This is a genomic window from Pedomonas mirosovicensis, from assembly GCF_022569295.1.
Classification (GTDB): Bacteria; Pseudomonadota; Alphaproteobacteria; order Sphingomonadales; family Sphingomonadaceae; genus Pedomonas; species Pedomonas mirosovicensis.
On the sequence record NZ_JAKFIA010000001.1, the window covers coordinates 1,205,526 to 1,231,500 of the forward strand.

Here is a 25,975-nt window from a genome sequence, read left to right on the forward strand (position 1 = left end):
CCCCCATTCGTTTGAACGGGGCGCTCTCCCCGCAAGCACGGCGCTTGCTAACCATGCCGGATGCGTCACAATGCGGACGCAACTGGAAAGGGAAGCGCCAAATGTTCTTCATCGTACTGGTGATTGTGGCCATCGCTACGGTGGCCATGGGGGTCGTCACGGTCCGGCAGGGCCATGAGTACACGGTCGAGCGGTTTGGTCGCTACACCAGGACGCTGACGCCGGGCTTTCACCTGATCGTGCCGTTCATCGACCGCGTGGGCCGGCGCATCAACATGATGGAGCAGGTGCTCGACATTCCGGGGCAGGAGATCATCACCCGCGACAACGCCATGGTGGGCGTGGATGGCGTGGTGTTCTTCCAGGTGCTGGATGCGGCGCGGGCGGCCTATGAGGTGTCGGACCTGATGAATGCCATCATGAACCTCACCACCACCAACCTGCGAACCGTGATGGGCTCGATGGATCTGGACGAAACGCTCTCCCAGCGCGACGCCATCAACGCCCGGCTGCTGACCGTGGTGGACAAGGCCACCCACAGCTGGGGCGTGAAGGTGACGCGCGTCGAGATCAAGGACATCCGACCGCCGCAGGACATCGTCAACGCCATGGCCCGCCAGATGAAGGCCGAGCGCGAGAAGCGTGCCGCCATTCTGGAGGCCGAGGGCCAGCGGAACTCGGAGATCCTGCGGGCGGAGGGCGCCAAGCAGTCGCAGATTCTGGAGGCCGAGGGCCGCCGAGAGGCCGCGTTCCGCGACGCCGAGGCCCGCGAGCGCGCGGCGGAGGCTGAAGCCAAGGCGACCGAACTGGTGAGCGAGGCGATCAACAAGGGCAGCGCGCAGGCGATCAACTACTTCGTCGCCCAGAAGTATGTGGAGGCGATGACCGCCTTTGCCGAGAGCCGCAATAGCAAGGTCATCTTCATGCCGATGGAGGCGTCGGCCCTCGTCGGCTCGCTCGGCGGCATCGGCGAGCTGGTGAAGGCGGTGGCGGGGGATGGCCCGTCGGCGCCGGCGGGCGCCACGGGCCTGCCGCGCACCGGAGACAAGTGAGGTTGCCATGACCGAGCCGGAAACGCTGAAACTGACCGTCACTCTCAGCCTTGAGGCCTGGTGGCTCTGGTGGACCGCCGCGCTGCTGCTGGCGGCGGCGGAAATGGCGGCGCCCGGCGCTTTTCTCATCTGGCTGGGGCTGGCGGCCGGGCTGACCGGCGTCGTGACGCTGATCTTCGACCTGGTTGCCGGCCGCGAGATGGGGCTGGAGGCGCAGCTGGCGGTGTTCGCCGTGCTGGCCATCGCCTCGGTGCTGGCAGGGCGGCGTTGGGCGCGGCGCAGCCAGCAGGCGGACGAGCGGCCGGTCAGCCGCCGCGCGGGCCAGCTGGTGGGGCGCACGGTGGTGCTGGTGGAGCCCATCGTCCACGGCGCGGGCCGGGCGGAGCTGGACGACACCGTGTGGGAAGTGCGCGGCCCGGACGCCCCCGTGGGCACGGTTATGCGGGTTGTACGAACCGAAGGGGCGGCCTTGATCGTTGAACCCGTTTGAAACGGTGGAGGCAGATCGATGAGCGGGGATGCGAACGAGAGATTTCAGGCCCTCCTGCTGACGAAGGAGGGCGACGCGCCGAAGGCCGGGTTCGTCACCATCGGCGAGAGCGACCTGATGGACGGCGACGTGGTGGTGGATGTCAGCCACTCCTCGATGAACTACAAGGATGGCCTCGCCCTCACCGGCGCCGCCCCGGTGGTGCGGCGCTACCCCATGATCCCCGGCATCGACCTGGCCGGCCATGTGCGATCCTCAAGCCACCCGGACTTCAAGCCGGGCGATGCGGTGGTGCTGAACGGCTACGGGCTGGGGGAGACCCACTACGGCGGATACGCGCAGCGCGCCCGGGTGAAGGGCGACTGGCTGGTGCCGCTGGAGAACATCACCCCGTTCGAGGCCATGGCCCTCGGCACGGCGGGCTATACCGCCATGCTGTGCGTGATGGCGCTGGAGCGCCACCTCGTCCACCAGACCGTGGGGCAGGTGCTGGTGACCGGCGCGGCGGGCGGCGTCGGCAGTGTCGCCGTCTCCCTGCTGGCGGACCTCGGCTACCGTGTCGTTGCCTCGACCGGGCGGCCTGAGGAGGCGGAGTACCTCAAGTCCCTCGGCGCGGAGGAGGTGATCGACCGCCGCGAACTCTCCGAGCCCACGGGCAAGCCGCTCGCCAAGGAACGCTGGTGCGGGGCCATCGATACGGTCGGCTCCCACACGCTCGCCAACGTGCTGGCCCAGATGCGCTACGGCGGCTGCGTTGCCGCCTGCGGCCTCGCGCAGGGTTCGGACCTGCCGACAACCGTGCTGCCGTTCATCCTGCGCTCGGTAACGCTGGCGGGCGTCGATTCCGTTCAGGCCCCCATGGCCCTGCGCCGCGAGGCCTGGCTGCGCCTCGACCAGCTCATCGACCGCGGCAAGCTGAAGCGCATGACGCGTACGGTGAAGCTGGAGGACGTGACCGCGCTTGCGCCCGAGTTTCTGGCGGGCAAGGTGAAGGGCCGGGTCGTGGTGGAGATCGGGTAGGGACTTAAAATCCCTTGCGGGGGTCTGTAACCCCTGCGCCCCCATTCGTTTCTCGGGCCGTGTTCTGCTGTAGCGGGGCGTCTCTCCGGTCGTGGGCTCAGCAAAAGACAAGGGTATGGCATCGCTTCCGTTTCAGGTTTGTCGCCTCGGCTCGTCCGATGTCGCGCTGATGCGCGGCCTGAACGGGATGTTCGGCACGGCGTTCGCCGACCCGGAAACCTATGGCGGCGCGCCGCCCGAGGAGGCTTACCTGCGGGACCTCCTCGCCAAAGACCATGTGATCGCGCTGGCGGCGCTGATGGACGGCGCTGTCGTTGGCGGATTGGTCGCCTATGAGCTGGACAAGTTCGAACGCGCCCGGCGCGAGGTTTACATCTACGACCTTGCGGTTGCTGAGGCGCATCGGCGCCAGGGCATTGCGACCGCGCTCATCGATCATCTGCGCGGCATTGCCGCGTCGCGCGGCGCATGGGTCATCTTCGTGCAGGCCGACTATGGCGACGATCCGGCTATCGCGCTTTACGAGAAACTCGGCACCCGCGAGGAAGTCCTCCACTTCGATATCGAGCCTTAGCATATGAAAGGTGCGTGACCATGGCTATGCTCAAGAATATCGCCACATTATATCAGAAGATGAAGTCGCGTAAACGCAAGAACTGGGATGAGGTCTCGACGACAGTGATATTTACCATTACAGTAATATGCTGGATTGAGGCGGGCTATTACGGCTACGCTATGGGGAGTATCGGGCCTGAGTATATTAAATTATTAAACCAAGCGGGCTCCATACCGAGTGTGCCATTCCTGGTTATTAGTGTTATTTTCGGCTTTATCGGTATTTCGCTATTCATCTGGGGGTTTATGGCTAAGTGTATGACATCTCTTCTCGAGAAGCGGTTTTTCTCAGTTTAGTTGTGAGAGAATGCGCCTCGTCGAGGCTCCCTTGTCGCCGTGTCCTGATGCCCTGGCTTCCTCTCAAGGGGGCATGCCCTCTGAGCATCCCCTTCTTCGCCGGAAACCTGCAGTTCTGACGACCTGCATGAAATGGGGGCGCGTCGGAAACACGGCCCGATAAAACGAAGGAGCGCAGGGGTCTGAGACCCCTGCAAAGAAAACATTCGTCTTGAAGAAAAGCCGCCTCAGGCGATGCGCGGGGCCAGCAGTTCCATGAGGCGTTCGCACCCCTTGGCGTCTTCCGCGTCGAAACGGGCGAGGGAGGGGCTGTCCAGGTCAAGGACGCCGATGATGCGCCCCTCGTGGGTGATGGGCACCACCAGTTCGCTGCGCGAGGCGCTGTCGCAGGCGATGTGGCCGGGGAAGGCGTCAACGTCGCGCACGCATTGGGTGGCGTTTTCCGCAACCGCCGCGCCGCAGACGCCCCGGCCGACGGGGATGCGGATGCAGGCCGGGCGGCCCTGGAAGGGGCCGAGCACCAGAACGTCGTCCACCAGACGGTAGAAACCAGCCCAGTTGAGGCCCGGCAGGCTGTGGAAGATCAGCGAGGCGGCATTGGCCATGTTGGCGATTGGATCCGGCTCGTCGCTGGTCATCGAGTCGAGCTGCGCCAGCAGTTCCTTGTAGCTGTCCGCCTTGTTGGCGCTGAGGGCTTTACTTCAAACATGCGGCCGTCCGATCATTCATGAAACATGGGGGAATACCGAACAGGCAGATACGCCCTGTTCCGGCGCGCAACAAGAGGGGGCCGTGCGGGAGGAGGGGGCGGCGAACGGCCCGCCCGTTCATCCGGACAAAAGACAATAGCCCCTAGATCGGCCTCAAACACCCACTGGGAGGTTTTTGCCTATTTTGGCTAGGGTGGTAGCGGGCCGGCCTGGAATCACGCTGTAAGGGCCCTCTGCGGGCCTTTACGGGGCATTGCCAAGCCTGGCCTCGCCCCGTTTGGCCTGTCGCGAAGGAGAAGGGCGCTTAGCCCGGCTGCTTCGTTGCCTTGCGCGGGTTGATGCCTGCGGCCACCAGCACCTGCTCCGGCACCTGATTGCGGGGCAGGGAGCGGAACTTCTTTACCTGTTCCTTGAACCGGACCAGTTCAGTCCCGCGCAGCGACGAGCCGGTGGGCAGTTCCATGCTGGCCGGGTTGATGACCTTGCCGTTCTTGTAGACTTCGTAATGCAGGTGCGGGCCGGTGGAGAGGCCGGTGGTGCCCACGTAGCCGATGACCTGGCCCTGCGCGACCTTGACGCCGCGGCGAATGCCGGACTTGAAGCCCTTCATGTGGGCGTAGGCGGTTTCGTAGCCGCCCGAGTGACGGATCTTGATGTAATTGCCGTGGCCACCGTGACGGCCGGCAAACACCACTGTGCCCGAGCCCGACGCCATGATCGGCGTGCCGCTCGGCGCGGCGAAGTCCATGCCCTTGTGCATGCGGCCGTAGCCCAGCACCGGGTGGTGCCGCATGCCGAAGCGGGACGAGATGCGCGCGCCGTCAACCGGCGTCCGCATCAGCAGCTTTTCAATGGACGAGCCGTCCGCGTGGTAGAATTGGCCGCGCCCGTTCTTGGGCTCGAACCAGACCAGTTCGAGATCGCTGCGCTTGCCGCCGCGCTGCAGGTTCGCATAGAGCAGCCGACCGGTCTTCACGTCGCCGGTCTCGGCCACGTCGCGCTCGTAAACGAGGCTGAAATGGTCGCTGGCCGCCACCTCGCGGGTAAAGTCCACGCTGTAGGAGAGGGCCTTGACGTACTGGTTGATGACCTTGGCCGGAACGCCCAGCTTGCGGGCGGAGACGTAAAGGCTGCCGCCCACTTCGCCCTCGACGCGGGCCGGGGCGCTGACCACCTTGATCGGCATGGTCTTGACCATGAAGTCGTTGCCGACCCGGGCCACCTGCACGTGGTTGTCGAAGGTGGGGCGGAAGGAGAGCATTTCGAGCGGGCGCGGGTCCTTGCTGGACACCCGGCGGCCGAGGGTGAGCTGCACGCTGGCGCCGCGCGGCGGGTCCTTGATCTGGGCGTTGGCGCCCAGCGCATCGGCGATCTTGCGCGCTTCCGCCCGCGAAACGCCGGCGCGGCGCAGGATCGTCTCCAGGCTGGCGTTCCGCAGCAGCGGCACTTCCTTCTGCTCGATCTCGGGCTCCGCCTCATCAGCGATCGCCTTGGCCAGCGGCAGCATGGGAACGCGCTCGCCGGTCTGCGCGCCGGTCATCAGCGGGCCGATGACGGCGGGCTGAATCGCTTCGGACTGGACGGAGGTAAGGATGGGGGAGGTGCTTCCGGGCAGGGACTGGATGGGGTTGGTCAGCACGAGCCAGCTTGCCGCCGTGAGCAGGCCGCCCAGCGTGGCAAGCCCGCGCCACCAGCGCAGCGAGCCGATCTGATGGCCGAGATCGACCGCCAGCTCGATTTCGCCGAGCGCTTCAGATGGCGCTGCGGCAGCAGTTTCCGTTTCGCTTTTTGCAAGCGCGACGAAGCCCGTTTTCAGCAAACCCCAGTCTCCTTGAGTCCCTGCACGACTCACCCGCCCAATCAAGAGAGACAGGTAATCCAAACACAACAGTTGGGAAAACTGTCGTGCTTAAGTGCCAATGTCAACCAATTGCCAAGCTGGTTCCAAGCAAAACCTTCATCTTTCGACGTAAACAATCTCTTAACATTCCACCCCGCATACGAAATCGAGAGTTCGATACGGTGAAGCGCACAATATCTTTGCCCAAATGCCCTTGCATTGACGCTGCCCGCACATCAGATTCGTAGACGACATGGGTGCATTGGGTTTGAGCAAGGTAACGGCCGTCCTGGGGCCGACAAACACCGGGAAGACCCATCTGGCGGTTGAGCGCCTGTGCGCCCATTCATCTGGAATGATTGGCTTTCCCCTGCGTCTTCTGGCGCGGGAGGTCTATGACCGGGTGGTGGCCATCAAGGGCCCTGAGCAGGTGGCGCTGATTACCGGCGAGGAGCGAATCGTCCCGCCGAACGCCCGCTATTTCCTCTGCACCGCCGAGTCGATGCCGCTGGACCGGGAGGTCTCCTTCCTTGCGCTCGACGAGGCGCAGCTGGGCGCGGACGACGAGCGCGGCCACATCTTCACCGACCGCCTGCTGCGCGCCCGCGGGCGCGACGAGACGATGATCCTCGGCTCCGATGCCCTGCGGCCGCTGGTGAGCAAGCTGCTCCCCGACGCGGAGATCATCTCCCGGCCGCGGTTCTCCACCCTCAGCTACGCCGCGCCGAAGAAGCTCTCGCGCGTGCCGAAGCGCACGGCCATCGTCGCCTTCTCGGCCGATCAGGTCTACGCCATCGGCGAGATGCTGCGCCGCCAGCGCGGCGGCGTTGCCGTGGTGATGGGCTCGCTCAGCCCTCGCACCCGCAACGCGCAGGTGGGGATGTATCAATCCGGCGAGGTGGACTATCTGGTGGCGACCGATGCCATCGGCATGGGCCTCAACATGGACATCAGTCATGTGGCCTTCGCGGGCCTCAGCAAATTCGACGGCAAGCGCCACCGCCGCCTCACCCCCGCCGAAATGGCCCAGATCGCGGGGCGCGCCGGGCGGCACCAGCGGGACGGCACCTTTGGCACCGTGCAGTTCGGCGAGGAGCGGCGGCAGCTGACGCCGGAAGAGATCCTCGCCATCGAGAACCATACGTTCGCGCCGCTGGAGCATCTGATGTGGCGCAGCGCCAGCCTCGACTTCCAGTCGGTGGGCGCGCTCATCCGCTCGCTGGATGCGCGGCCGCCCCGGCCCGAACTCCTGAAGGCGGACGACGCCATCGACCTGGCCGTGCTGCGCCGCCTGGCGCAGGAACCGCTGGTGGAGGAGCGGGCGCGCCGCAGCCCGCGCGTGCGCCGGCTGTGGGACGCCTGCCAAGTGCCCGACTATCGCAAGGTGAGCCCGGACATCCATGCCCGGCTGGTGCTGCGGATCTTCAAGCACCTCTCCGAGGGCAATGGCACCCTGCCGACGGACTGGATTGCAGGCGAGATCGCCCGGCTCGATCAGGTGAACGGCGATATCGAGACCATCGCAGGCCGTATCGCGGGCATCCGCACCTGGTCGTACATCTCCCAGCGCGCCGACTGGCTGGAGGACCCGGCCCACTGGGCGGGACGCGCCCGCGCGCTGGAGGACCGTTTGTCGGATGTGCTGCACGAGCGGCTGATCCAGCGGTTCGTTGACCGGCGCACCTCGGTGCTGCTGCGCTCGGCGGGCGGCCGGGGCGCGATCGACGTGGAGGTGGACGAGGCCGGCACGGTGGAGGTGGAAGGCCACTCCATCGGCACGCTCTCCGGCTTCACCTTCACCATGGATGCGGACGCCCGCCATGAGGACCGCCGCCGCATGATGGCCGCGGCCGAGCGCGCCTTGTCCGCCGAAATGACCCGCCGGGCCAAGGCGCTGGCGGAAAGCGGGGAAGGGGATATCGGCTTCGAGCTGGGGCAGCAGGCCCCCCACGTGCGCCTGCTGTGGAAGGGCGCGCGGGTGGCCTATCTTGCGCCGGGGCGCGATCCGCTCAGCCCCCGCGTGCGGCTGGAGGCGGGCGCAAGCCTGCTGGCGGCCACCGAGAAGGCGTCCGTCCTTGCCCGGCTGGAGGCCTGGGTGATGGCGCGGACGCAGGATCTTCTCAAACCGCTGATGCGCCTGGCTGCCCTGGCGGAAGGCGAGGGGCCACAAGGCATCGGCGGCGCGGCGCGGGGCCTTGCCGTGCATCTGGTGCAAGGGCTGGGCGTGGCGCGGCGCGAGAGCGCCGAGGCGCAGATCAGCGCCCTCAGCCGCGACGAGAGGCGCTGGCTCGCCAAGGCCGGCATCAAGATCGGCGCGCGGCATGTCTATGCGCCCGCCGTGCTGAAACCCGCCGCCATGCAGTGGCGCGTCGCCCTGTGGGCGGCGGCCAGCCACTTCGAGGGCCCGCTGCCGAGCCTGCCCGAGAACGGGCCGGTGAGCGTGCCCGTGGATCCATCCGCCCCCAAGGCGGTCTATGCCGTTGCCGGCTACTGGGTGGTGGGCGACAAGGCCGTGCGCGTGGACCTGGTCGAGCGGCTGCTGGACGTGCTGCGCGAACAGGCCAAGGGCGGGGCGCCGGTGATCCCGACAGGCCAGCTCGTCTCCATGGTGGGGCTGAGCCAGGCTGACTTTTCCCGCCTGATGGTGGCGCTTGGCTACCGGCGTACCCTCGTGCAGCCGGAAGGCGAGGGGGCCGAGGGCGAGACAACAGTGGCGTACAAGTGGAAGGGCTATGCCGCGAACCGGCGCCGCGCAGCGAGAGGCGAGGAGCGCAAGCCGGCGCCGGCTGCCTCGCCGTTTGCCGCGCTTGCGGCATGGCGCAGCGGATAGGTTGAAACGAGGAGAGAGACCTGCATGGACAACGGCTCGCAGCGGCTTGACAAGTGGTTGTGGTTTGCCCGTCTGTTCAAAACCCGCGCGGAGGCCGCCGCCATGTGCAGCAGCCGCCACCTCCGGATGGATGGGCGCGTGGTGGACAAGCCGCATGCGGCGGTGAGACTCGGTTCGGTCATCAGCTTCCCCAAGGCGGGGCGGGTGATCGTGGTGAAGGTGGAGGGCTTTGCCGAACGGCGCGGCCCCTATTCGACCGCCCGGCTGCTCTACTGCGACATGAGCCCGTCGGTACAGGCCGTCGCGCCTGAGCCGGCAACGGCATAGCCGAGCCAGGCCCAAGGCAGGGACAACTTCGGCATTGATGCCGTTTTGCCGCGGTCCCAGGCTGCGGAACGGCCGTTTTTAAGCCCAGATGGGTGTTGACGGCCCCATGGTGCTTCGCTAGCAGACAGGCATCGAGTTGAGGGAGCCGGATTTAAGATGGCCTACGTCGTTACCGACGCGTGCATTCGTTGCAAGTACATGGATTGCGTTGAGGTGTGCCCCGTGGATTGCTTCTACGAGGGTGAGAACATGCTCGTCATCAATCCTAGCGAATGCATCGATTGCGGCGTGTGCGAGCCGGAGTGCCCGGCCGAGGCCATTCTGCCGGACACCGAGTCCGGCCTCGAGTCCTGGCTGGAGCTGAACGCCAAGTACTCCGCCGTCTGGCCGAACATCACCACCAAGGGAACCCCGCCCGCCGATGCGGACGAGTTCAAGGGCGTGGACGGCAAGCTTGAAGCCTATTTCTCGGAGAATCCGGGCCAGGGCAGCTAAAAGACCAGCTCGTGCGTTTATAAGGAGCGTTCTCCCCTCGCGTTCGTCCCGAACGCGGGGCGTTCTACGTTGCAATGCGGCATAAAGGAGTGGAAATTATGCTCCGTTTATGTTACATGCTTGCGACGTTGTCTAACGCACGAATTTGAACTGTTTTGGCGCAAAGGCACCAGCCAGTCCCCTTCCCCGGATTTCAGCGGGCACCCCGCGGCCACCAATGTGGTCAGCGCTGAAACGGTATGAGTCGTGCCAGTGCAGAGAAGCGACAGGATATAAGAATGGCGGCAAAATCCCTTAAGTTCGTCGTGGGTGACTATGTGGTTTACCCCAAGCATGGCGTCGGACGGGTTATCGAGCTGGAAACGACGGAAGTCGCCGGTTTTCCGCTTGAACTCTATGTGATCCGTTTCGAGAAGGAGCGGATGACGCTGCGAGTTCCGATGAACAAGGCGGAAGCCGTTGGTATGCGTAAGCTGTCCAGCCAGGCGACCCTTCAGGAAGCGCTCACGACGCTCAAGGGCAAGCCGCGGATCAAGCGCACCATGTGGTCACGCCGGGCGCAGGAATACGAAGCCAAGATCAATTCGGGCGATCTGGTCTCCATCGCCGAGGTGGTGCGCGACCTGCACCGCGCCGAGGACCAGCCGGAGCAGTCCTACTCCGAGCGGCAGATCTACGAGGCGGCCATCAGCCGTCTGGCCCGCGAGCTGGCAGCGATGGAGAACATCGACGAGCAGACCGCGCAGGACAAGATCCACAAGGTGCTGAAAGCAGCCTGAACCATTTTGCCCAGCCCGGTTTTACCGGCGCAATGCGAGAACGGCCGCCCTCAAAAGGGCGGCCGTTCTCGTTTCCGGGGCAGGGAATATGGAGTATCGTTCGCAAATCGCGGAGAGAGAAACCGCTGCCTGCCAACTCGTCGCGAGCCCTCGACCGGCATATCTAGAGACGCAGCCGTTACGAGCCGAGGGGCGAGAGGCCGCAGGCGAAGGGAGCGCGACCTGGCGTTGACGCTCCCCGGCTGACTGATAAGCTGACGATCCTGATTTTCTCCGGAGGGTGAAACACAATGAAAAACAAGGTTCTGGCCGCACTTGTCGCCGCCCCGCTGCTGGCTGGCCCGCTGCTGGTGGGCGGCATGGCCGGCGTTGCTGTCGCGCAGACGGCGGCCCCCGCGCTGGAGGTGCCGAGCGGCACCTATGCCCTCGATCCGACCCATGCCAGCGTCACCTGGAAGGTGAACCACCTGGGGCTGTCCAACTACACGGCGCGCTTTACCAAGTTCAATGCCACGCTCGATTTCGATGCGGGCAATCCTGAGAAGAGCAGCCTCACGGTGAGCATCGACCCCAAGTCGGTGCGGACGGACTATCCGTTCCCGGAGAAGGAAGACTTCGACGCCAAGATCGCCGGGCCGGACTTCCTTGACGCCGCCAAGTATCCGGAGATCAAGTTCGTCTCCACCAAGGTGGAGCGGCTCGGCACGGATGCGGGCAAGGTGCACGGCAACCTGACCTTCCATGGCGTCACCAAGCCGATCGTGATGAACGTGAAGCTGGTGGGCGCGAAGAAGCACCCGATGCTCGGTGTCGGCGCGCTCGGCTTTTCCGGCACCACCACCTTCAAGCGCTCGGACTTCGGCGTGACCACCCTGGTGCCGATGGTGGGCGACGAGGTGACCGTGCAGGTTGAGGCCGAATTCGCCGAACAGAAGTAAGCTGTCATTGTCATGAGTCGGTATTCGACCGTTGCGGTCATTTTGCATTGGCTGATCGCCCTGTCGGTGATCGCGCTGCTGATCGCAGGCTTCTGGATGGGTGGCGCCATCCGGAAGCCGGAGACGCAGGCGGTGGCCTTCGAGGTCTTCCAGCTGCATAAATCGCTGGGCCTTACCGTGCTGGCGCTCACGCTGGCGCGGCTGGCCTGGCGGCTTGGCCACCGGCCCCCGGCACTGCCGGACACCATGCCGCGCTGGCAAAAGACGGCGGCGCACGCCACCGCTTGGGCGTTCTATGCGATTCTGCTGGTGATGCCGCTGTCGGGCTGGGCGATCGTCTCGACGAGCCCCTTCGGCCTGCCGACGATGTGGTTCGGCCTGTTCGAGTGGCCGCACATCGCGCCGCTGGCCGAGGCGGCGAACGCCCAGCAGCTGAACGCGACCTTCGAGGAGGTGCACGAGCTGCTCGCCTGGGGTACGCTGGGGCTGCTGTTCCTGCACGTGGCAGGCGCGCTCAAGCACCACTTCATCGACCGCGACAACGTGCTGGTTCGCATGGCCCCGTGGCTCAGCCCGCGCAGCAACGCCTAATGCCCCGAAGACAAGGAGGCTGATATGATGACGACCGATTTCTCATGGCATGGCGCGCGCCTATTGCTGGCCGCCGGGCTTGGCCTCGCCAGCCTTGGCGCGGCAACCGTGGCTGAGGCCCGGCCCTGGGCGGTGGATGCAAAGAGAAGCGCCATCACCTTCAGCGGCCAGCACGTGGGCAAGACCTTCAAGGGCCGGTTCGAGGCCTGGCAGGCAAGCATCGACTTCGATCCCGCCAAGCCGGAGGCGGCCAAGGTGGCCGTGACCATCGACCTCGCCTCGGCCAAGACCGGCGAGGCCATGTATGACAAGACCCTGCCGACGGCCGACTGGTTCGATGCCGCCAAGGTGCGGCAGGCAAAGTTCACCGCGACGAAAATCACTAAAACCGGCGGCAACGCGTATGTGGCGGACGGCACGCTTGCCATCCGTGGCAAGGCCGTGCCGGTGAAGCTGCCGTTCACGCTGAATATCACCGGCAACACGGCGACGATGGACGGCAAGGTGACGCTGACCCGCACAGCCTGGGGCATCGGCGGCGGCTCCGATGCCAAGGGTGAGTGGGTTTCCCTGCAAATCCCCGTGCAGGTGCACGTGGTGGCCACAGCGAAGTAGGTGGCGAGGCAGGGGGGCTTCTTGCTGCCGGGCCGCGGCGCGTGTTCGCTTACGGTCCGCCCCGCCCGCCTGTGGCACCATAGACCTGGCCGGTGGCGTAGCTGGCATCGGCGGCGGCGAGTTGCACGTAGATGGATGCCAGCTCGGCGGGCTGGCCGGGGCGGCCCAGGGGCGTATTCTGCCCGAAGGTCGGGATTTTGTCGGCAGGTTGGCCGCCGGTGACCTGAAGCGGGGTCCATACCGGCCCCGGCGCCACGGCATTGACCCGAATGCCCCGCTTGGCCAGCTGCTTGGCCAGAACCTTGGCGTAGATCATGTTGGCGGCCTTGGTCTGGGCATAGTCGAACAGGTTCTCGGGCGGCTCGTAGGCAACGACCGAGCTGGTGATGATGATCGATGAACCCGGCTTCAGATAGGGCAGCGCCGCCTTGGTGATCCAGAAGGGCGCATAGACGTTGGTCTTCATCGTCCAGTCGAACTGCTCGGTGGTGATTTCCGTGAACAGGTCGTGGCTCTGCTGGCGACCAGCGTTGTTGACCAGAATGTCCAGACCGCCGAGCTGACGCACGGCATCCTGCACCAGTTGATTGCAGAAGGCCTCGTTCCGGATGTCGCCCGGGATGGGCGCGGCGCGCCGTCCGGCGGAGGTGATGAGCTGCACGACCTCCCGGGCGTCCGGCTCTTCGTCGGGAAGATAATTGATCGCGACATCAGCGCCTTCCCGTGCAAAGGCGATGGCGGCCGCGCGGCCCATGCCGGAGTCTCCTCCGGTAATCAGTGCCTTGCGGCCCGCCAGCCGACCGGAGCCGCGATAGCTGGTCTCGCCGTGGTCGGGTTTGGGCTGCATCTTGCCTGCGAGACCGGGCCAGGGCTGCTGCTGGGCCGGAAAGGGTGGACGGGGATAGGCCGTCGTCGGATCACGGGGCTGCGCCGCGGTTCCCGCACCCTGCTGCTGCGCGAGGGCAGGAGCGGCAACGCCCGCCACCAGACCGGCAGCCATGCCGCCCATCACACGGCGGCGGGAAGGAGACTCAGGTGTATCGGCGCTCATGATCGGCTCCTTGGCTGTGAAGGTCGCGTTGGGGCCAACGATCTCCCGCGCCGATGGTTGATTGCTTGTGTCCAACGAATATCCGGGCGCACCAGTGCGCCCTGGGCAGGCCAAGCCTGACCCCCCTTGACTCATTTATAACTCACTGGTTATGAGTATCGCATAACCAGTGAGTTATGGATTTTAATGTCGAACGCGCAGGACCTGCTTTTCAAAACACTGGCGGACCCGACACGGCGGGCGATCTTCGAGCGGTTGTGCCGCGAAGGGGAGCAGACGGTCGGGGCGCTGACGGCGCGGGCCGGTATCTCGCAGCCGGCCGTCTCCAAGCATCTGGGAGTCTTGAAGCAGGCCGGGCTGGTGCGCGACCGTCACGAAGGCCGCCAGACCCATTACAGCGCGCAGGTTGATGCGCTGGCCCCGCTGGTCGACTGGACCAGCCAAATGGCCGGGTTCTGGGAGAGCCGTTTCGACGCCCTCGAAGATCTGCTGAAAAGGATGGATCAATGACCGTCTTATCCGACGAAACGCTCTCCGTCGTTGTCGAACGGGAGTTTCCGCATCCGCCGGAGAAACTCTGGCGCGCGCTCACGCAGCCGCACCTGATCGAGGAGTGGCTGATGAAGAATGATTTTGCGCCGAGCGTGGGTCATCGTTTCAATCTGCGCGGCGAGTGGGGCGGGGTGCTGGACTGCGAGGTGCTGGAGATTGAGCCGCACAAGACCCTGTCCTACACTTGGAATTTCGCGCACGAGGACGCGGCCTATAATCTGCGGAGCGTCGTGACCTTTACCCTCGCCTCGACGGGCAAGGGGACGCTCCTTCGCATGGAGCAGGCGGGCTTTCGCCCAAGCCAGAAGCAGGCGTTCAACGGGGCGCGGCACGGCTGGCAGGGCTTTTTCGGCAAGCTGGAAAAGGTGCTGGAACAGGCGGGCTAAGGCCTGCTGGCCGGCCGACCTGCGCTTCTGTTTTTTTCAAGGGGGATTTTATGAACTGGAACAAAGGGGTCCGACAGTTTCACCGCTGGGTATCCATTGCCTTTACGGTGGCTGTCATTGCCAATTTCGTGGCGATGGGGCTGGGGGAGCCTTTCCCATGGGTGGTCTATGCGCCGCTGCCGCCGCTCTTTTTGCTGCTGTTCACGGGGCTTTACCTGTTCGTGCTGCCCTATGCCGCCAAGCGGCGCGGCGGTTGAAAACGACGAACGCTAGAAGGGAAGACATCATGGAACAGGGCGGGGCTCAGGCGGATATGTCGCCATCCGCGTTGATTGACGCCAAGATTGCGGAGCTGGGCGACTGGCGGGGCGAAATGCTCGCCCGGCTGCGCGCCGTCATCCGGCAAGCGGTGCCTGACGTGGTGGAGGAGTGGAAGTGGCGCGGGGTGCCGGTGTGGTATCGGGACGGCATGATCTGCACCGGCGAGACCTACAAGGCCGTCGTGAAGATGACCTTCGCCAAGGGGGCTTCGCTGGAGGACCCGGCGGGCCTGTTCAATGCCAGCCTGGAGGGCAACACGCGCCGCGCCATCGATTTCCGCGAGGGCGAGGAGATCAACGAGCCGGCGCTGATGGCGCTTGTCCGCGCGGCGGCGGCGCTGAACAAACCCCGCAAAAAGGGCAAGTGAGACGGCGGGGGCGAAGGCTCGCCCCGGCTCCTCACTGCCGCAGCGCGGCGGGCACCCGCTTGCCCTTGGTGCGGCTGGTCAGGTGAAACTGCCGGCACCGATCGCAGCGATAGGGCCGGAGCGAGATGTTAGCGCGCAGGGCGACGGCAAGCGCCTCCGGCTCGGTCGGGTAATTCACCTTCCTGCGGCAGATGCTCAGCCGGGTACGCATGCCTGCCTCTTCGGTTCTCAATAGAAGAACATGGGCACGCCCTCGACCGAGGCGATCTTGGCGCGGTGGGTTTCGGGATCGTAAAGCCGGGCGACGTTCAGCCTCTTTACCTGCTGCATCACGGTATCGATGGGCACATGCTCGTAGTTGCCGTCGCGCAGGGCGACCAGCCGCCCGGTTTGCCCTCGCTCGATCAGCTGGATGGCGAGCGTGCCGAAGGCAAAACCCACCATGCGATCGAGCGCATCGGGCGCGCCGGCGCGCATGAGATAGGCCAGCTCCTGCACCACCGTGCCGACGCCGCTTTGCTTCTCGATCTGGCGGGCAAGTCGATGGCCGACGCCCATGTTTCGCTGGGTGTTGGAACGGGAGAGCTGATCCTCTCCCTCCGCCTCGCTGGCGAGCTTTGCCCCTTCGGAGATGACGAGCACGGAGTAGTTCTCGGGGCTTGCCTCGCGGTCGGCCACCAGCTGGGCGATGAGCCGCTCTTCCTCGATCGGCACCTCGGCGATGGCGATGCGGTCCGCCTGGGCGAGAAAGCCGGAGAGGAGTGCGGTCTCGCCGCTGCGCCGCCCGAACAGCTCGATGACGGCGATGCGCTCGTGGCTGGCCGAGGTGGTGCGAAGCGCGTTGATCGCCTCGACCGAGCGGCTGACGGCGGTTGAGAAACCGATGCAGTAGTCAGTGCCGAAGACATCGTTGTCCATGGTCTTCGGGATGGCGATGACCGGCACGCCGAGGCTCGAGAGATAAGCCGAGAAGCGCAGCGTGCCGTCGCCGCCGAGCGTAATCATCACATCGATGCCCAGCGCGTCCAGAACGGCGCGGACATGCTCGGTCCTGTCGCCCTCGGGGCGAGTGCGGGGGTCGGTGCGGGAAGTGTGGAGGATCGTGCCGCCCTCCCGGTCGATGCCGCGCACGCGCGCCGGGGTCAGCTCCATGCTGCCGTTCTCGCAGGTCATGTCCGGCAGCTCGGGGTCGATGGCGAGCGGGCCAAGCCAGCCGCGCAGGAAACCGGTGACGGCCCAGCCGCGTTCCGCCGCGCCCTCCACGATCGCCTTGATGCAGGGGTTGAGCCCCGGAACATCGCCGCCGCCCGTCAAAATGCCAATCCGCATGCCTATTTTCCCCGACCTGTTGGGACTAATATAGCCTCAAGTTTGCCGTTTTCATGGATTTCCGGTTTACAGGGACGCCGCGCACCCCATGTCCGTGGTTGAGGCGGGCCGCACGGCTCCCATGATTGGGGGGCAGGATTGAACGAAGGCCCGGGGACGTACACATGCAACGCCTGAAGACAGGCTTCCGGCCGGAAGGAGAGACAATATGGACGTGGCGACTCTCAGAAAAGCCTATGTGGATGGCGCATGGGTTGATGGCACGGCACGCTTCGAGGTGACCAACCCGGCCACCGGTGAGGTGCTGGCCCATGTGCCGGACCTGGGGGCGGAGGAGACGAAACAGGCCATCGATGCGGCGCACCGGGCCTTCCCCGCCTGGGCGGCCAAGACCGCCAAGGAGCGCTCGCAGATTCTGCGCCGCTGGTTCGACCTCATCATTTCCAACGCCGAAAGCCTCGCCCGGCTGATGACCCTCGAGCAGGGCAAGCCGATTGCGGAGTCGCGCGGCGAGGTGGCCTATGGCGCCTCGTTCATCGAGTGGTTCGCCGAGGAGGCCAAGCGGGTCTACGGCGACGTGATCCCGACGACGGCGGGCAGCAAGCGGTATCTCACCATCCGCCAGCCGATCGGCGTGGTGGCGGCCATCACGCCGTGGAACTTCCCCATCGCCATGATTACCCGCAAGGCGGGCCCGGCGCTGGCGGCGGGCTGCACCATGGTGCTGAAGCCGCCGTCCGAGACGCCGCTGTGCGCGCTGGAGCTGGCGCGGCTGGCCGAAGAGGCGGGGTTGCCCGCCGGCGTGCTCAACATCGTGACGACGACCGACTCCAAAACGGTAGGCAAGGTGCTGTGCGAAAGCCCGATCGTGAAGGCGCTCTCCTTCACCGGCTCCACGGAGGTCGGCAAGATCCTCTACAAGCAGTGCGCCGACACGGTGAAGAAGCTGGGGCTGGAGCTGGGCGGCAACGCGCCGCTCATCGTGTTCGACGACGCGGACCTTGCCCAAGCGGTGGAAGGGACGCTCGCCTCTAAATACCGCAACGCCGGGCAGACCTGCGTGTGCGCCAACCGCATCCTCGTGCAGAGCGGCATTTACGATGCCTTCGCGCAGAAGCTCGCCGAGCGGGTGGCGGCGATGAAGGTGGGCAACGGGCTGGAGGAGGGGGTGACGGTCGGCCCGCTCATCAGCGAGGACGGGCTCGCCAAGGTGGAGCGTCTGGTGGAGGACGCGCTGAAGGGCGGGGCCAAGGCCATCACCGGGGCCACGCGCGCGCCGATGGGCGGCCTGTTCTATGAGCCGACCGTGCTGACGGACGCTACCGACCAGATGGCGCTGTTCGAGGAGGAGATTTTCGGCCCCGTCGCGCCGCTGTTCCGCTTCGAGACGGATGAAGACGGCATCCGCATGGCCAACAACACCCAGTATGGGCTGGCCGCCTACATCTTCACCCGCGACGTCAATCGCGTGGTCAAGGTGAGCGAGGCGCTGGAATACGGCATGGTTGGCGTCAACGACGGGATCCTCTCTTCCGAAGTGGTGCCGTTCGGCGGCGTGAAGGAATCCGGCCTTGGCCGTGAAGGCGGCCATGAAGGGTTGGAGGAGTTCCTGGAGACCAAATATATCTGCCTCGGTGGCCTCGACCGGTAGGGGCCTCCCGCTTGCGACGACCGGTGCGGATGCGATGGCACCCGCGCCGCGCCTGAACGTTGCCTCCAGCAAATTTGAGCAGGAGGAGACGGACCATGGCGATGCGTGATTTGATGCCTCGTGGTCGTGGCGGTTTGCTTGGTGGGGCCCCGTTTGGTCCAGGCGATTTTCAAAGCCCGATGCTGAACCTGCGGCGCGAGATCGAGAGCATGTTCGAGGACATGTTCCGTGGCGGATTTTCGCCGCTGGCACGGATGGGCGGCCCCATGGCGGGCATGACCGGCAGCCCCATGGCCGCGTGGCCGAGCATCGAGGTCAACGAGACCGAGAATGATCTCCGCATCACGGCGGAAGTGCCGGGCCTCAGCGAGGATGATGTGGAAGCGTTTGTCGAGGATGGCGTGCTCATCCTGCGCGGCGAGAAGAAGACCGAAACGCAGGATCAGGAGCGCGGCTACTCGGAGCGCTATTATGGCCACTTCGAGCGGCGCATCGCCCTGCCGAACGGGGTGGACGAAAACAGTGCCCAGGCGGACTTCCGCAATGGCGTGCTCAGCATCACCCTGCAAAAGAGCCAGCAGGCGCAGCGGGGCCGGCGCATTCCCATCGGCGCGCGGGGACAGCAGGGCGAGCCCGCCATGCAGCAGGCGGCCGTGGGTCGCCAGCCGCAGGGTCAGCAGCAACAGCAGAATTTGCAGGGCCAGCAGCAGTGGCAACAACCGCAGCAGCAACCGGAACAGGGCGGGGCGTCCCGTTCCCCAGGGCGCGGCAAGCCTTCCGTGCAGCCGCAGGAGTAGGCGGGCGGCGGTTTAACGGCGGCCGAACAGCTTCTCGATGTCGGCTTGGTGGAGCTTGAGCCAGGTCGGGCGGCCATGGTTGCACTGGCCGGAGTTGGGCGTGGCTTCCATCTCGCGGAGCAGCGCATTCATTTCCGTGACAGACAGCCGCCGCCCGGCGCGAACCGAGCCGTGGCAGGCCATGGTGGCGCAAACCTCGTGCAGCTTTTCCTTGAGGGAAAAGGCCTCGCCCAGATGGACGATTTCATCCGCTAGGTCGCGCACGAGGCCAGGCACATCCGCCTTGCCGAGAAGAGCCGGCACCTCGCGCACCAATATGGCGGCGGGGCCAAAGCGCTCGATGACGAGCCCCAGGGAGTCCAGGTCGCCCGCGCGTGTCTCCAGCGCATCGGCGGCTATCTGGTCCAGCTCCACCACCTCCGGCAGCAACAGCAATTGCCGCTTGATGCCGCCTTCGGCGAGCGCGGCCTTCATGCGCTCATAGACCAGGCGCTCGTGGGCGGCGTGCTGGTCAACGAGCACCATGCCGCCGTCCGCCGTTTCGGCAACGATGTAGGTGTTGTTGATCTGGGCGCGGGCCGCACCCATGGGAAAGCGGGTGGCGTCTTCCGCTTCCGGCGCGGGGTGCTCCTCATGCGCGGCGCTGGAGGCGGCGGGCGCGTGCGGGGCGAAATCCGCCAGCCGGGACTGGGCGGGGGGCACGGCGTTTCCGCCCGTGTTGTAGGCGACGGACCAGTCGCTGAGGCGCGGGGACATGGACGGTGCTGAAGGCCGGGACTGGTAGCCAAAGCCGCCAGAGGGCACGCTGGACGGGGCGGCGGGTGCCGTTGCGCTCCGCCCCAGCGCGCCGAGCGCGGCAGCGGCGACGGTGGTGGACGAGCGCTGGCCCGCCGCCTGCAACCCCGCGCGCAGGCCGCCGACAATGAGGCCGCGCACCAGCGCCGCATCGGCGAAGCGCACCTCCGCCTTGGTGGGGTGGACGTTTACATCGACGAAGCCCTCAGGGGTTTCGAGAAACAGCACGACGACGGGGAAGCGATCGTGCGCCAGCACGTCCTGATAGGCGCCGCGAATGGCACCGAGCAGCAACCGGTCGCGCACCGGGCGGCCATCAACGAACAGGAACTGGTGGTCGCCCACGCCCCGGTTGTAGGTGGGCAGGCTGGCAAACCCGGAAAGCCTCAGCCCGTCGCGGCTCACATCCACTGGGATCGCATTGTCGGTGAACTCGACGCCGAGCACGTCCGTCAGCCGTCCGGCTCCAGCGGCGAACAGGTCGCCGGACTGGGCCGCGCTTTGAAACAGCGTGCGCCCGCCATGGGTGACGGTAAAGCCCACATGCGGATGGGCCATGGCAAGGCGGCGGACGATGTCGAGACAGGCGGTCAGTTCCGATCGCTCGGACTTGAGGAACTTCAGCCGGGCGGGCAGGCGCGCAAACAGATCCGAGACGGCGATGCGCGTGCCGGGGTTCATGCCGACGGGGGCATCGGCCGTTACCTGGCCGTAGTCAACCTTCACCCGCCAGCCGGTCTCAGCCTCCGCCGGGCGGCTGGATATCTCGATACAACTAACGGACGCGATAGAGGGCAGGGCCTCGCCGCGAAAGCCGAGCGAGCGGATGAGCGAGAGATCGTCGGTCGGCAGCTTGGAAGTGGCATGGCGCTCCAGCGCCAGCCGAATTTCCTCCGGCGTCATGCCGCAGCCGTCGTCTGTGATGCGGATGAGGCGGCGGCCGCCTTCCTCCAGATCGATCGTGATGCGCCGCGCGCCCGCGTCCAGGGAATTTTCCAGCAATTCCTTGATCGCGTTGGCGGGGCGCTCGACGACTTCGCCGGCGGCGATCTGATTGACCAGATGATCGGGGAGGCGACGGATCTTCATGGAGCCCACTTTAAAGAGGTGGACTGTGTCGCGCCAGAGTTGAAAAACGCACGACGCCGAAACCAAATTACTGAATTAGAAGGAAAGTTCGTGCGACGTTTTATGGTTAAATCAACTTTCTGCTTGGCGATGCGCGGCTGAGCCGCCATTGTGCAGCGCTGAAACACTGTGATTCGAGTTGCTTCTAATACGAAGCAACCGTGACGCCATTACCATACGGAACGATACATGGCAGGGATGTTCAGCCGCTTTCTCAGTTTCCTTTCGTCGGACATGGCAATCGACCTCGGTACGGCCAACACCCTCGTCTACGTGCGGGGGCGGGGTGTCGTCCTGAACGAGCCGTCCGTCGTGGCCATTCAGAACGACAATGGCCGCAAGCATGTGCTGGCTGTCGGCAACGAAGCCAAGCTGATGATGGGCCGCACGCCCGGTAACATCGAGGTCATTCGGCCGCTGCGCGACGGCGTGATCGCCGACATCTATGTCGCGGAAGAAATGATCAAGCATTTCATCCGCAAGGTGCACAACCGTCGCTCCTTCGCTTCGCCGGAGATCGTGATTTGCGTGCCGTCCGGCTCCACGTCGGTGGAGCGCCGCGCCATCCGCGACGCCGCCAACAACGCCGGCGCGAGCCAGGTGTACCTGATCGAAGAGCCGATGGCGGCGGCGATTGGCGCAGGCCTTCCGGTCATCGAGCCGACGGGCTCGATGGTGGTGGACATCGGCGGCGGCACCACCGAGGTGGCGGTTCTGTCGCTGCGCGGCATCGCCTATGCCAACTCGGTGCGCGTGGGCGGCGACAAGATGGACGAAGCCATCATCAACTACGTTCGCCGCAACCATAACCTTCTGATCGGCGATTCCACCGCCGAGCGGATCAAGAAGGAAATCGGCACCGCCTATGCGCCGGCAGACGGCCAGGGCCAGTCCTTGGAGATCAAGGGCCGCGACCTGATGAACGGCGTGCCGAAGGAAATCGTCATCAACCAGGCCCAGGTGGCCGATGCGCTGAGCGAGACGGTTTCGGCCATCGTTGAAGGCGTGAAGGTGGCGCTGGAAAACACGGCCCCCGAACTGGCGGCCGACATCGTGGACAAGGGCATCGTTCTGACGGGCGGCGGCGCGCTGCTGGGCGACATCGACCGGGTTCTGCGCGAGGAGACCGGCCTGCCGGTCGCCGTGGCAGAAGAGCCGCTCAGCTGCGTGGCCCTGGGTACGGGGCGGGCGCTGGAAGACCCCATCTATCGCGGCGTCCTGACCACTGCCTATTAAAACCAGCCCCCTGGCAAGATCAGCCTGGGGCTCGGTTGGCTGCTGAACGGACGGGGAGCCCGGCATGCCGTTGCCGCAAGGCGCGACACCTTCTTATCAACCGGCGCGCTGGCGCTGGTTCCTGTCGCGCGTCCTCATCGTCGTGCTGGTGCTCGCCGGTGCGCTGCTCATGGTGCTCAACCGCTCGTCCGTGCGCTTCGGCGATGGGCTGACGCAGGCGGCGCTGGACGGCGTCGCGCCGGTGCTCTCCGCCATGCGCGCGCCGTTCGAATGGGTGAAGATCGCCTCCAACGAGGTGGAAAGCTACTTCCTCGTCCGCTCCCGCAATCAGGAGTTGCTGCGGGAGCAGGTGCGCCTCAAGGAAATCGAAAGCCGCTACCGCACGGTGCTGGCGGAGAACCGCCGCCTGAAGCAGCTGCTCGGCATCACCGAGCCTTCGCCGGACGTGGTAGGCGCGGCGCGCATCGTCGGCTCGACGGCGGGCTCCTACGTTCGCAGTGCCATCATCCTGCGCGGCGCGCGGGATGGCGTTGCCAAGGGGCAGCCGGTGCGCGATTCCGACGGCCTGGTCGGCCAGGTGATCGACGTGGGCCATGCCTCGGCGCGTATCCTGCTGCTGACGGACCTGGCCAGCCGCATTCCGGTGCGGGTGGAGGAGAGCAACCGCACCGCCATTGCCGCCGGCATGAACGAGAAGGATCTGCTGCTGCAGTTCCTCTCGCCGGGGCCGCCGCTGCGGGCTGGTGACCGGCTGGTGACATCGGGCGACGGCGGCACCTTTCCGCCGGGCATTCCAGTTGCGATCGTGACCGAGCCGCGCGGCCCGGAGCCGCGCGCGCGGCCGCTCGCCAATCCGGGCGGACTGGACTTCGTTGCCATTCTGCGCCCATTCATGCCGGAGGCGACCATCCATCCTCAAAATGCCCTGACGTTGGATGGGACGACGCCGGACGGGCCCCAGGCGATTGCCAAGCCGCCGTTCCCGGTGCCAAGTAAGCCCCTTCCGGGCGTTCAACCGGCGCCGGATGAGCCGGCAGCCTCAGCCGCCGCCCAGCCAACAAATGCATCGCAGACGAAGCCGGCGAACGCGCCACAGGCAAGATCGGCGAACGCGCCACAGGCGCAGGGGGCGGCAAGCAGGCAATGACGCAACCCTGGGCGCTTCTTAGCCGGGAAGAGCGGCTGGCCCTTGTTGCCGCCAGCTGGCGGCGGGCCGTGCCCACCTTCATGACCATCGTGTCGGTGATCGGCATGGTGCTGCCGGTGTTCCTGCCCGGCCCGGTGCTGCCCCACCTGCCGTTCCTGTGCATCTTCTACTGGTCGATCCACCGGCCCGACCTGATGCCCAGCTGGGCAGCCTTCCTCGCCGGGCTGGTGATCGATGCCACGCTGACCCTGCCCATCGGGCTGAACGCCACCCTGTTTACCCTGTTCTCGGCGGGCCTCGCCAGCCAGGTGATGGTGTTCCAGTCGCGCCCGTTTGCCTTCAGCCTTGCTGTGGGGGCCTTCGTCGTACTGCTCTTTCAACTGCTGAGTTGGGTGCTATTGCTGTTTTTCCAGCCGGAGTTGCACCTTGCGCCGTTTCTGGTGCAGGGGCTGACAACCCTGGCCATGTTGCCGTTTGTGTTCCGGGTCGGTGCCTTCCTACAGGTCCGGGTCGTGGACAGGTTTTGATTATGGGGTCAGGGGCTGCCTCCAGCCGATGAGCATGGAAACCGAAGCCGACCGCATTCGCGTGTTTTCCCGCCGCGCGCTCATTCTGGGCGGCGCGCAGGCCGTCGTGTTTGCGACGCTGGCCGCGCGCATGGGCTACCTCTCGGTGTTCGAGAACAACCGCTATCGCCTGCTGGCGGAGGATAACCGGGTCTCCATCCGCCCGATCCTGCCGCGCCGGGGCCTGATCCTCGATCGCAACGGTTACCCGCTGGCGCTGAACCGCCAGGACTACCGCCTTGCCCTCGTGCCGGAAGAGGTGGAGGACCTGGAGGCGACGCTGGATGCCATCAGCCGCATCATTCCCATCGATGAGGAGGAGCGGCAGAAGGTGCGGGACATGGTGAAGCGCGTGCCCGGCTTCATGCCGGTGGAAGTGGCGCGCGACATCGACTGGCAGGCCTTTACCGCCATCAACGTGAAGATGCCGACGCTTGAAGGCGTGCAGCCCATCCAGGGCTATACCCGCTACTATCCGGACGGCGAGGCGGTGGCGCACGTGCTCGGCTATGTGGGGTCGCCCAACGACAAGGTGCTGGAGAAGGACCCGGACCCGATCCTGCGCCTGCCGGGCTTCAAGGTGGGCCGAGGCGGGCTGGAGCAGACCTTCGACAAGCAGTTGCGCGGCCGCGCCGGGGCGGACAAGGTGGAGGTGAACGCGCGCGGGCGCATCCTGCGCTCGCTGGGCCGGACCGAGGACACGCCGGGCGACTCCATCACCCTGACGCTGGATCGGGAGCTGCAGGTCTACGCAGCCTGGCGGCTGCAGGGCGAGGCGGCCTCGGCCGTGGTGATGGACTGCCATACGGGCGAGATCCTCGCCCTGTGCTCGACGCCGGCGTTCGATCCCAACGACTTCTCGGGCGGCATCCGCACCAAGGTCTGGAAGGCGCTGCTGGCGGATGAGCACCACCCGCTGCTCAACAAGCCGCTCCAGGGCCTCTATCCGCCCGGGTCCACCTTCAAGGGCGTGGTGGCGCTGGCGGCGCTGGAGGCGGGAATCGCGCCCGAGGACGGGCTGGTGTGCACCGGCCGCTACATGCTGGGCAATCATGCCTTCCACTGCTGGAAGCGGGGCGGCCACGGCTTCGTCAACATGAAGCGCGGCATCTTCCAAAGCTGCGATACCTATTTTTACGAAATGAGCCGCCGCATCGGCATCGATGCCATTGCCCGTATGGCGCGGCGCTTCGGCCTGGGCCAGGAGCACGAGCTGCCGCTGCCCTCGCAGCGCTCGGGGCTGGTGCCGGATCAGGAATGGAAGCGCAAGCGCTACGGCAAGTCCTGGCTGATGGGCGAGACGCTGAACGCTTCCATCGGGCAGGGCTACATGCAGGCAACGCCGCTGCAGCTGGCGGTGATGGCGGCAAGGCTTGCCAGCGGGCGCGAGGTGTCCCCCGGCTGATCCGGCCGGAAGGCGTGGTCGCCCCGGCGCGGCCGCTGGACATTCCCGAAGAGCACCTAAGGCTGGTGCGCGAGGCGATGAGCGACGTGGTCAACTCCCCAGAGGGGACGGCGCGTGTTGCCCGTCTCAAGCTGCCGGGCGTAACCATGGCGGGCAAGACCGGCACGGCGCAGGTGCGTCGTATTACGGCGGCGGAGCGGCGCACGGGCGTCATCAGCAACGATGCGCTGCCGTGGAAATACCGCGACCATGCGCTGTTCGTCGCCTTCGCGCCGGTGGAGGCCCCGCGCTACGCCTGCGCGGTGGTGGTGGACCACGGCGGCTCCGGCTCGGGGGCGGCCTCGCCGGTGGCGCGGGATATCATGACCTTCCTGCTGGCCCGCGAAGGGAAACCTGCGCCGGAGGCGTCTTCCACACCCGCGCCTGAGCCCGTGACGGAGGGAAGGCCACCCGCGCCGCAAACGGCCGGGCTGGAGCCGCCTCAAAGCGACGCGACAGGCGTGGTGGCCGAGGCTTCGCCTTCGATCGAGGCTGCGCCCATGGCATCCCCCGCAGATACGGGCAGCGCAGTTGCGCCTCTTGACGGCGCGCCGGCGGGGACTGCGGCGTCCGACAGCCCGCCCACATCCTACGGAGGCTAAGCGG

29 protein-coding genes are annotated in these 25,975 nt (G+C 66.0%); 23 read left to right on the forward strand and 6 right to left on the reverse strand.

Features of this window, described 5'->3' with window-relative positions; all coding sequences use genetic code 11:
* The first annotated feature begins 101 nt into the window (after nt 1–101).
* The 5 genes from L0C21_RS05730 to L0C21_RS05750 all read left to right on the forward strand — a co-directional run bounded on the left by L0C21_RS05730 (nt 102) and on the right by L0C21_RS05750 (nt 3,474).
* Nucleotides 102–1,052, forward strand: coding sequence for an SPFH domain-containing protein (locus L0C21_RS05730; RefSeq protein WP_259277441.1), 951 nt, complete (start codon nt 102–104; stop codon nt 1,050–1,052).
* A gap of 7 nt (nt 1,053–1,059) precedes the next feature.
* Nucleotides 1,060–1,542 (forward strand): NfeD family protein, encoded by a 483-nt coding sequence (locus L0C21_RS05735; RefSeq protein WP_259277442.1) that lies wholly within the window; start codon nt 1,060–1,062, stop codon nt 1,540–1,542.
* 18 nt (nt 1,543–1,560) lie between these two features.
* Nucleotides 1,561–2,562 carry an acrylyl-CoA reductase (NADPH) gene (acuI, locus tag L0C21_RS05740; protein WP_259277443.1) on the forward strand — a complete coding sequence of 334 codons (1,002 nt, stop codon included), beginning with the start codon at nt 1,561–1,563 and terminating at the stop codon, nt 2,560–2,562.
* Between the two features lie 115 nt (nt 2,563–2,677).
* Nucleotides 2,678–3,136 carry an AAC(3)-I family aminoglycoside N-acetyltransferase gene (locus tag L0C21_RS05745; protein WP_259277444.1) on the forward strand — a complete coding sequence of 153 codons (459 nt, stop codon included), beginning with the start codon at nt 2,678–2,680 and terminating at the stop codon, nt 3,134–3,136.
* 20 nt (nt 3,137–3,156) lie between these two features.
* Complete coding sequence (locus tag L0C21_RS05750; protein ID WP_259277445.1) at nt 3,157–3,474, forward strand: hypothetical protein; 318 nt, start codon at nt 3,157–3,159, stop codon at nt 3,472–3,474.
* 227 nt (nt 3,475–3,701) lie between these two features.
* On the opposite strand, the gene msrC is transcribed toward L0C21_RS05750, so the two are convergent.
* Nucleotides 3,702–4,133 carry a free L-methionine (R)-S-oxide reductase MsrC gene (gene msrC, locus L0C21_RS05755; protein WP_259278828.1) on the reverse strand — a complete coding sequence of 144 codons (432 nt, stop codon included), beginning with the start codon at nt 4,131–4,133 and terminating at the stop codon, nt 3,702–3,704.
* A gap of 355 nt (nt 4,134–4,488) precedes the next feature.
* Entirely contained in the window at nt 4,489–6,003 is a 1,515-nt protein-coding gene (locus tag L0C21_RS05760) for a M23 family metallopeptidase (protein ID WP_259277446.1), read from the reverse strand.
* Nucleotides 6,004–6,277: 274 nt separating this feature from the next.
* Between L0C21_RS05760 and L0C21_RS05765 the strand changes: the two genes are divergently transcribed.
* The 7 genes from L0C21_RS05765 to L0C21_RS05795 all read left to right on the forward strand — a co-directional run bounded on the left by L0C21_RS05765 (nt 6,278) and on the right by L0C21_RS05795 (nt 12,599).
* Nucleotides 6,278–8,854 carry a helicase-related protein gene (locus L0C21_RS05765; protein ID WP_374940221.1) on the forward strand — a complete coding sequence of 859 codons (2,577 nt, stop codon included), beginning with the start codon at nt 6,278–6,280 and terminating at the stop codon, nt 8,852–8,854.
* A 24-nt stretch (nt 8,855–8,878) separates the two neighbouring features.
* Nucleotides 8,879–9,181, forward strand: coding sequence for an RNA-binding S4 domain-containing protein (locus L0C21_RS05770; protein WP_259277448.1), 303 nt, complete (start codon nt 8,879–8,881; stop codon nt 9,179–9,181).
* A 156-nt stretch (nt 9,182–9,337) separates the two neighbouring features.
* On the forward strand, nt 9,338–9,676 hold the full coding sequence (fdxA, locus tag L0C21_RS05775) for a ferredoxin FdxA (RefSeq protein ID WP_259277449.1): 339 nt from the start codon (nt 9,338–9,340) through the stop codon (nt 9,674–9,676).
* Nucleotides 9,677–9,954: 278 nt separating this feature from the next.
* The gene (locus L0C21_RS05780) at nt 9,955–10,455 is read left to right on the forward strand and encodes a CarD family transcriptional regulator (RefSeq protein ID WP_259277450.1); all 501 of its coding nucleotides are present in this window, start codon (nt 9,955–9,957) and stop codon (nt 10,453–10,455) included.
* 290 nt (nt 10,456–10,745) lie between these two features.
* Complete coding sequence (locus tag L0C21_RS05785; RefSeq protein WP_259277451.1) at nt 10,746–11,393, forward strand: YceI family protein; 648 nt, start codon at nt 10,746–10,748, stop codon at nt 11,391–11,393.
* A 12-nt stretch (nt 11,394–11,405) separates the two neighbouring features.
* Nucleotides 11,406–11,984, forward strand: coding sequence for a cytochrome b (locus tag L0C21_RS05790; protein ID WP_259277452.1), 579 nt, complete (start codon nt 11,406–11,408; stop codon nt 11,982–11,984).
* A gap of 24 nt (nt 11,985–12,008) precedes the next feature.
* On the forward strand, nt 12,009–12,599 hold the full coding sequence (locus L0C21_RS05795; RefSeq protein ID WP_259277453.1) for a YceI family protein: 591 nt from the start codon (nt 12,009–12,011) through the stop codon (nt 12,597–12,599).
* Nucleotides 12,600–12,648: 49 nt separating this feature from the next.
* On the opposite strand, the gene L0C21_RS05800 is transcribed toward L0C21_RS05795, so the two are convergent.
* Nucleotides 12,649–13,650: an SDR family oxidoreductase gene (locus L0C21_RS05800; RefSeq protein WP_259277454.1), complete on the reverse strand. Its 1,002-nt coding sequence runs from the start codon at nt 13,648–13,650 to the stop codon at nt 12,649–12,651.
* A 186-nt stretch (nt 13,651–13,836) separates the two neighbouring features.
* Between L0C21_RS05800 and L0C21_RS05805 the strand changes: the two genes are divergently transcribed.
* From L0C21_RS05805 to L0C21_RS05820, 4 genes are read left to right on the forward strand one after another with little or no spacing between them, the layout of a single operon-like run.
* The gene (locus L0C21_RS05805; RefSeq protein WP_259277455.1) at nt 13,837–14,160 is read left to right on the forward strand and encodes an ArsR/SmtB family transcription factor; all 324 of its coding nucleotides are present in this window, start codon (nt 13,837–13,839) and stop codon (nt 14,158–14,160) included.
* Nucleotides 14,157–14,588 (forward strand): SRPBCC family protein, encoded by a 432-nt coding sequence (locus L0C21_RS05810; protein ID WP_259277456.1) that lies wholly within the window; start codon nt 14,157–14,159, stop codon nt 14,586–14,588. Before L0C21_RS05805 ends, L0C21_RS05810 begins: the two co-directional genes overlap by 4 nt.
* Before the next feature lie 50 nt (nt 14,589–14,638).
* Complete coding sequence (locus tag L0C21_RS05815) at nt 14,639–14,845, forward strand: hypothetical protein (RefSeq protein WP_259277457.1); 207 nt, start codon at nt 14,639–14,641, stop codon at nt 14,843–14,845.
* A 29-nt stretch (nt 14,846–14,874) separates the two neighbouring features.
* Complete coding sequence (locus tag L0C21_RS05820; protein WP_259277458.1) at nt 14,875–15,276, forward strand: DUF1801 domain-containing protein; 402 nt, start codon at nt 14,875–14,877, stop codon at nt 15,274–15,276.
* Between the two features lie 31 nt (nt 15,277–15,307).
* On the opposite strand, the gene L0C21_RS05825 is transcribed toward L0C21_RS05820, so the two are convergent.
* Together L0C21_RS05825 and L0C21_RS05830 are read right to left on the reverse strand one after the other, a co-directional pair.
* Nucleotides 15,308–15,487: a hypothetical protein gene (locus L0C21_RS05825; RefSeq protein ID WP_259277459.1), complete on the reverse strand. Its 180-nt coding sequence runs from the start codon at nt 15,485–15,487 to the stop codon at nt 15,308–15,310.
* Between the two features lie 17 nt (nt 15,488–15,504).
* On the reverse strand, nt 15,505–16,605 hold the full coding sequence (locus L0C21_RS05830) for a 6-phosphofructokinase (RefSeq protein ID WP_259277460.1): 1,101 nt from the start codon (nt 16,603–16,605) through the stop codon (nt 15,505–15,507).
* 208 nt (nt 16,606–16,813) lie between these two features.
* Between L0C21_RS05830 and L0C21_RS05835 the strand changes: the two genes are divergently transcribed.
* Together L0C21_RS05835 and L0C21_RS05840 are read left to right on the forward strand one after the other, a co-directional pair.
* Nucleotides 16,814–18,256, forward strand: a complete 1,443-nt coding sequence (locus L0C21_RS05835; RefSeq protein ID WP_259277461.1) for an NAD-dependent succinate-semialdehyde dehydrogenase — start codon at nt 16,814–16,816, stop codon at nt 18,254–18,256.
* Nucleotides 18,257–18,435: 179 nt separating this feature from the next.
* Nucleotides 18,436–19,053, forward strand: a complete 618-nt coding sequence (locus L0C21_RS05840) for an Hsp20/alpha crystallin family protein (RefSeq protein WP_259277462.1) — start codon at nt 18,436–18,438, stop codon at nt 19,051–19,053.
* Nucleotides 19,054–19,065: 12 nt separating this feature from the next.
* Here the strand turns inward: L0C21_RS05840 and mutL are convergent, their stop codons facing one another.
* Entirely contained in the window at nt 19,066–20,937 is a 1,872-nt protein-coding gene (mutL, locus tag L0C21_RS05845; RefSeq protein WP_259277463.1) for a DNA mismatch repair endonuclease MutL, read from the reverse strand.
* A 228-nt stretch (nt 20,938–21,165) separates the two neighbouring features.
* Here mutL and L0C21_RS05850 point away from each other — a divergent pair, with 228 nt between their 5' ends.
* From L0C21_RS05850 to L0C21_RS05870, 5 genes are all read left to right on the forward strand, one after another.
* Nucleotides 21,166–22,212 (forward strand): rod shape-determining protein, encoded by a 1,047-nt coding sequence (locus L0C21_RS05850; RefSeq protein ID WP_310593356.1) that lies wholly within the window; start codon nt 21,166–21,168, stop codon nt 22,210–22,212.
* A 64-nt stretch (nt 22,213–22,276) separates the two neighbouring features.
* A complete protein-coding gene (gene mreC / locus L0C21_RS05855; protein WP_259277464.1) occupies nt 22,277–23,359 on the forward strand; it encodes a rod shape-determining protein MreC in 1,083 nt (360 codons plus the stop codon).
* Nucleotides 23,356–23,886, forward strand: coding sequence for a rod shape-determining protein MreD (gene mreD / locus L0C21_RS05860; RefSeq protein WP_259277465.1), 531 nt, complete (start codon nt 23,356–23,358; stop codon nt 23,884–23,886). Before mreC ends, mreD begins: the two co-directional genes overlap by 4 nt.
* 28 nt (nt 23,887–23,914) lie before the next feature.
* Entirely contained in the window at nt 23,915–25,330 is a 1,416-nt protein-coding gene (gene mrdA, locus L0C21_RS05865) for a penicillin-binding protein 2 (RefSeq protein ID WP_259277466.1), read from the forward strand.
* A gap of 14 nt (nt 25,331–25,344) precedes the next feature.
* Nucleotides 25,345–25,971, forward strand: a complete 627-nt coding sequence (locus L0C21_RS05870) for a penicillin-binding transpeptidase domain-containing protein (RefSeq protein WP_259277467.1) — start codon at nt 25,345–25,347, stop codon at nt 25,969–25,971.
* The last annotated feature ends 4 nt before the right edge of the window (nt 25,972–25,975 follow it).

What these genes read in the sequence shown, in the direction of transcription:
- L0C21_RS05730 (WP_259277441.1), top strand. Translation starts at nt 102, where the DNA reads ATGTTCTTCATCGTACTGGTGATTGTGGCCATCGCTACGGTGGCCATG.
- L0C21_RS05735 (WP_259277442.1), top strand. Translation starts at nt 1,060, where the DNA reads ATGACCGAGCCGGAAACGCTGAAACTGACCGTCACTCTCAGCCTTGAG.
- acuI (WP_259277443.1), top strand. Translation starts at nt 1,561, where the DNA reads ATGAGCGGGGATGCGAACGAGAGATTTCAGGCCCTCCTGCTGACGAAG.
- L0C21_RS05745 (WP_259277444.1), top strand. Translation starts at nt 2,678, where the DNA reads ATGGCATCGCTTCCGTTTCAGGTTTGTCGCCTCGGCTCGTCCGATGTC.
- L0C21_RS05750 (WP_259277445.1), top strand. Translation starts at nt 3,157, where the DNA reads ATGGCTATGCTCAAGAATATCGCCACATTATATCAGAAGATGAAGTCG.
- L0C21_RS05765 (WP_374940221.1), top strand. Translation starts at nt 6,278, where the DNA reads ATGGGTGCATTGGGTTTGAGCAAGGTAACGGCCGTCCTGGGGCCGACA.
- L0C21_RS05770 (WP_259277448.1), top strand. Translation starts at nt 8,879, where the DNA reads ATGGACAACGGCTCGCAGCGGCTTGACAAGTGGTTGTGGTTTGCCCGT.
- fdxA (WP_259277449.1), top strand. Translation starts at nt 9,338, where the DNA reads ATGGCCTACGTCGTTACCGACGCGTGCATTCGTTGCAAGTACATGGAT.
- L0C21_RS05780 (WP_259277450.1), top strand. Translation starts at nt 9,955, where the DNA reads ATGGCGGCAAAATCCCTTAAGTTCGTCGTGGGTGACTATGTGGTTTAC.
- L0C21_RS05785 (WP_259277451.1), top strand. Translation starts at nt 10,746, where the DNA reads ATGAAAAACAAGGTTCTGGCCGCACTTGTCGCCGCCCCGCTGCTGGCT.
- L0C21_RS05790 (WP_259277452.1), top strand. Translation starts at nt 11,406, where the DNA reads ATGAGTCGGTATTCGACCGTTGCGGTCATTTTGCATTGGCTGATCGCC.
- L0C21_RS05795 (WP_259277453.1), top strand. Translation starts at nt 12,009, where the DNA reads ATGATGACGACCGATTTCTCATGGCATGGCGCGCGCCTATTGCTGGCC.
- L0C21_RS05800 (WP_259277454.1), bottom strand. Translation starts at nt 13,650, where the DNA reads ATGAGCGCCGATACACCTGAGTCTCCTTCCCGCCGCCGTGTGATGGGC.
- L0C21_RS05805 (WP_259277455.1), top strand. Translation starts at nt 13,837, where the DNA reads ATGTCGAACGCGCAGGACCTGCTTTTCAAAACACTGGCGGACCCGACA.
- L0C21_RS05810 (WP_259277456.1), top strand. Translation starts at nt 14,157, where the DNA reads ATGACCGTCTTATCCGACGAAACGCTCTCCGTCGTTGTCGAACGGGAG.
- L0C21_RS05815 (WP_259277457.1), top strand. Translation starts at nt 14,639, where the DNA reads ATGAACTGGAACAAAGGGGTCCGACAGTTTCACCGCTGGGTATCCATT.
- L0C21_RS05820 (WP_259277458.1), top strand. Translation starts at nt 14,875, where the DNA reads ATGGAACAGGGCGGGGCTCAGGCGGATATGTCGCCATCCGCGTTGATT.
- L0C21_RS05825 (WP_259277459.1), bottom strand. Translation starts at nt 15,487, where the DNA reads ATGCGTACCCGGCTGAGCATCTGCCGCAGGAAGGTGAATTACCCGACC.
- L0C21_RS05830 (WP_259277460.1), bottom strand. Translation starts at nt 16,605, where the DNA reads ATGCGGATTGGCATTTTGACGGGCGGCGGCGATGTTCCGGGGCTCAAC.
- L0C21_RS05835 (WP_259277461.1), top strand. Translation starts at nt 16,814, where the DNA reads ATGGACGTGGCGACTCTCAGAAAAGCCTATGTGGATGGCGCATGGGTT.
- L0C21_RS05840 (WP_259277462.1), top strand. Translation starts at nt 18,436, where the DNA reads ATGCTGAACCTGCGGCGCGAGATCGAGAGCATGTTCGAGGACATGTTC.
- mutL (WP_259277463.1), bottom strand. Translation starts at nt 20,937, where the DNA reads ATGAAGATCCGTCGCCTCCCCGATCATCTGGTCAATCAGATCGCCGCC.
- L0C21_RS05850 (WP_310593356.1), top strand. Translation starts at nt 21,166, where the DNA reads ATGGCAGGGATGTTCAGCCGCTTTCTCAGTTTCCTTTCGTCGGACATG.
- mreC (WP_259277464.1), top strand. Translation starts at nt 22,277, where the DNA reads ATGCCGTTGCCGCAAGGCGCGACACCTTCTTATCAACCGGCGCGCTGG.
- mreD (WP_259277465.1), top strand. Translation starts at nt 23,356, where the DNA reads ATGACGCAACCCTGGGCGCTTCTTAGCCGGGAAGAGCGGCTGGCCCTT.
- mrdA (WP_259277466.1), top strand. Translation starts at nt 23,915, where the DNA reads ATGAGCATGGAAACCGAAGCCGACCGCATTCGCGTGTTTTCCCGCCGC.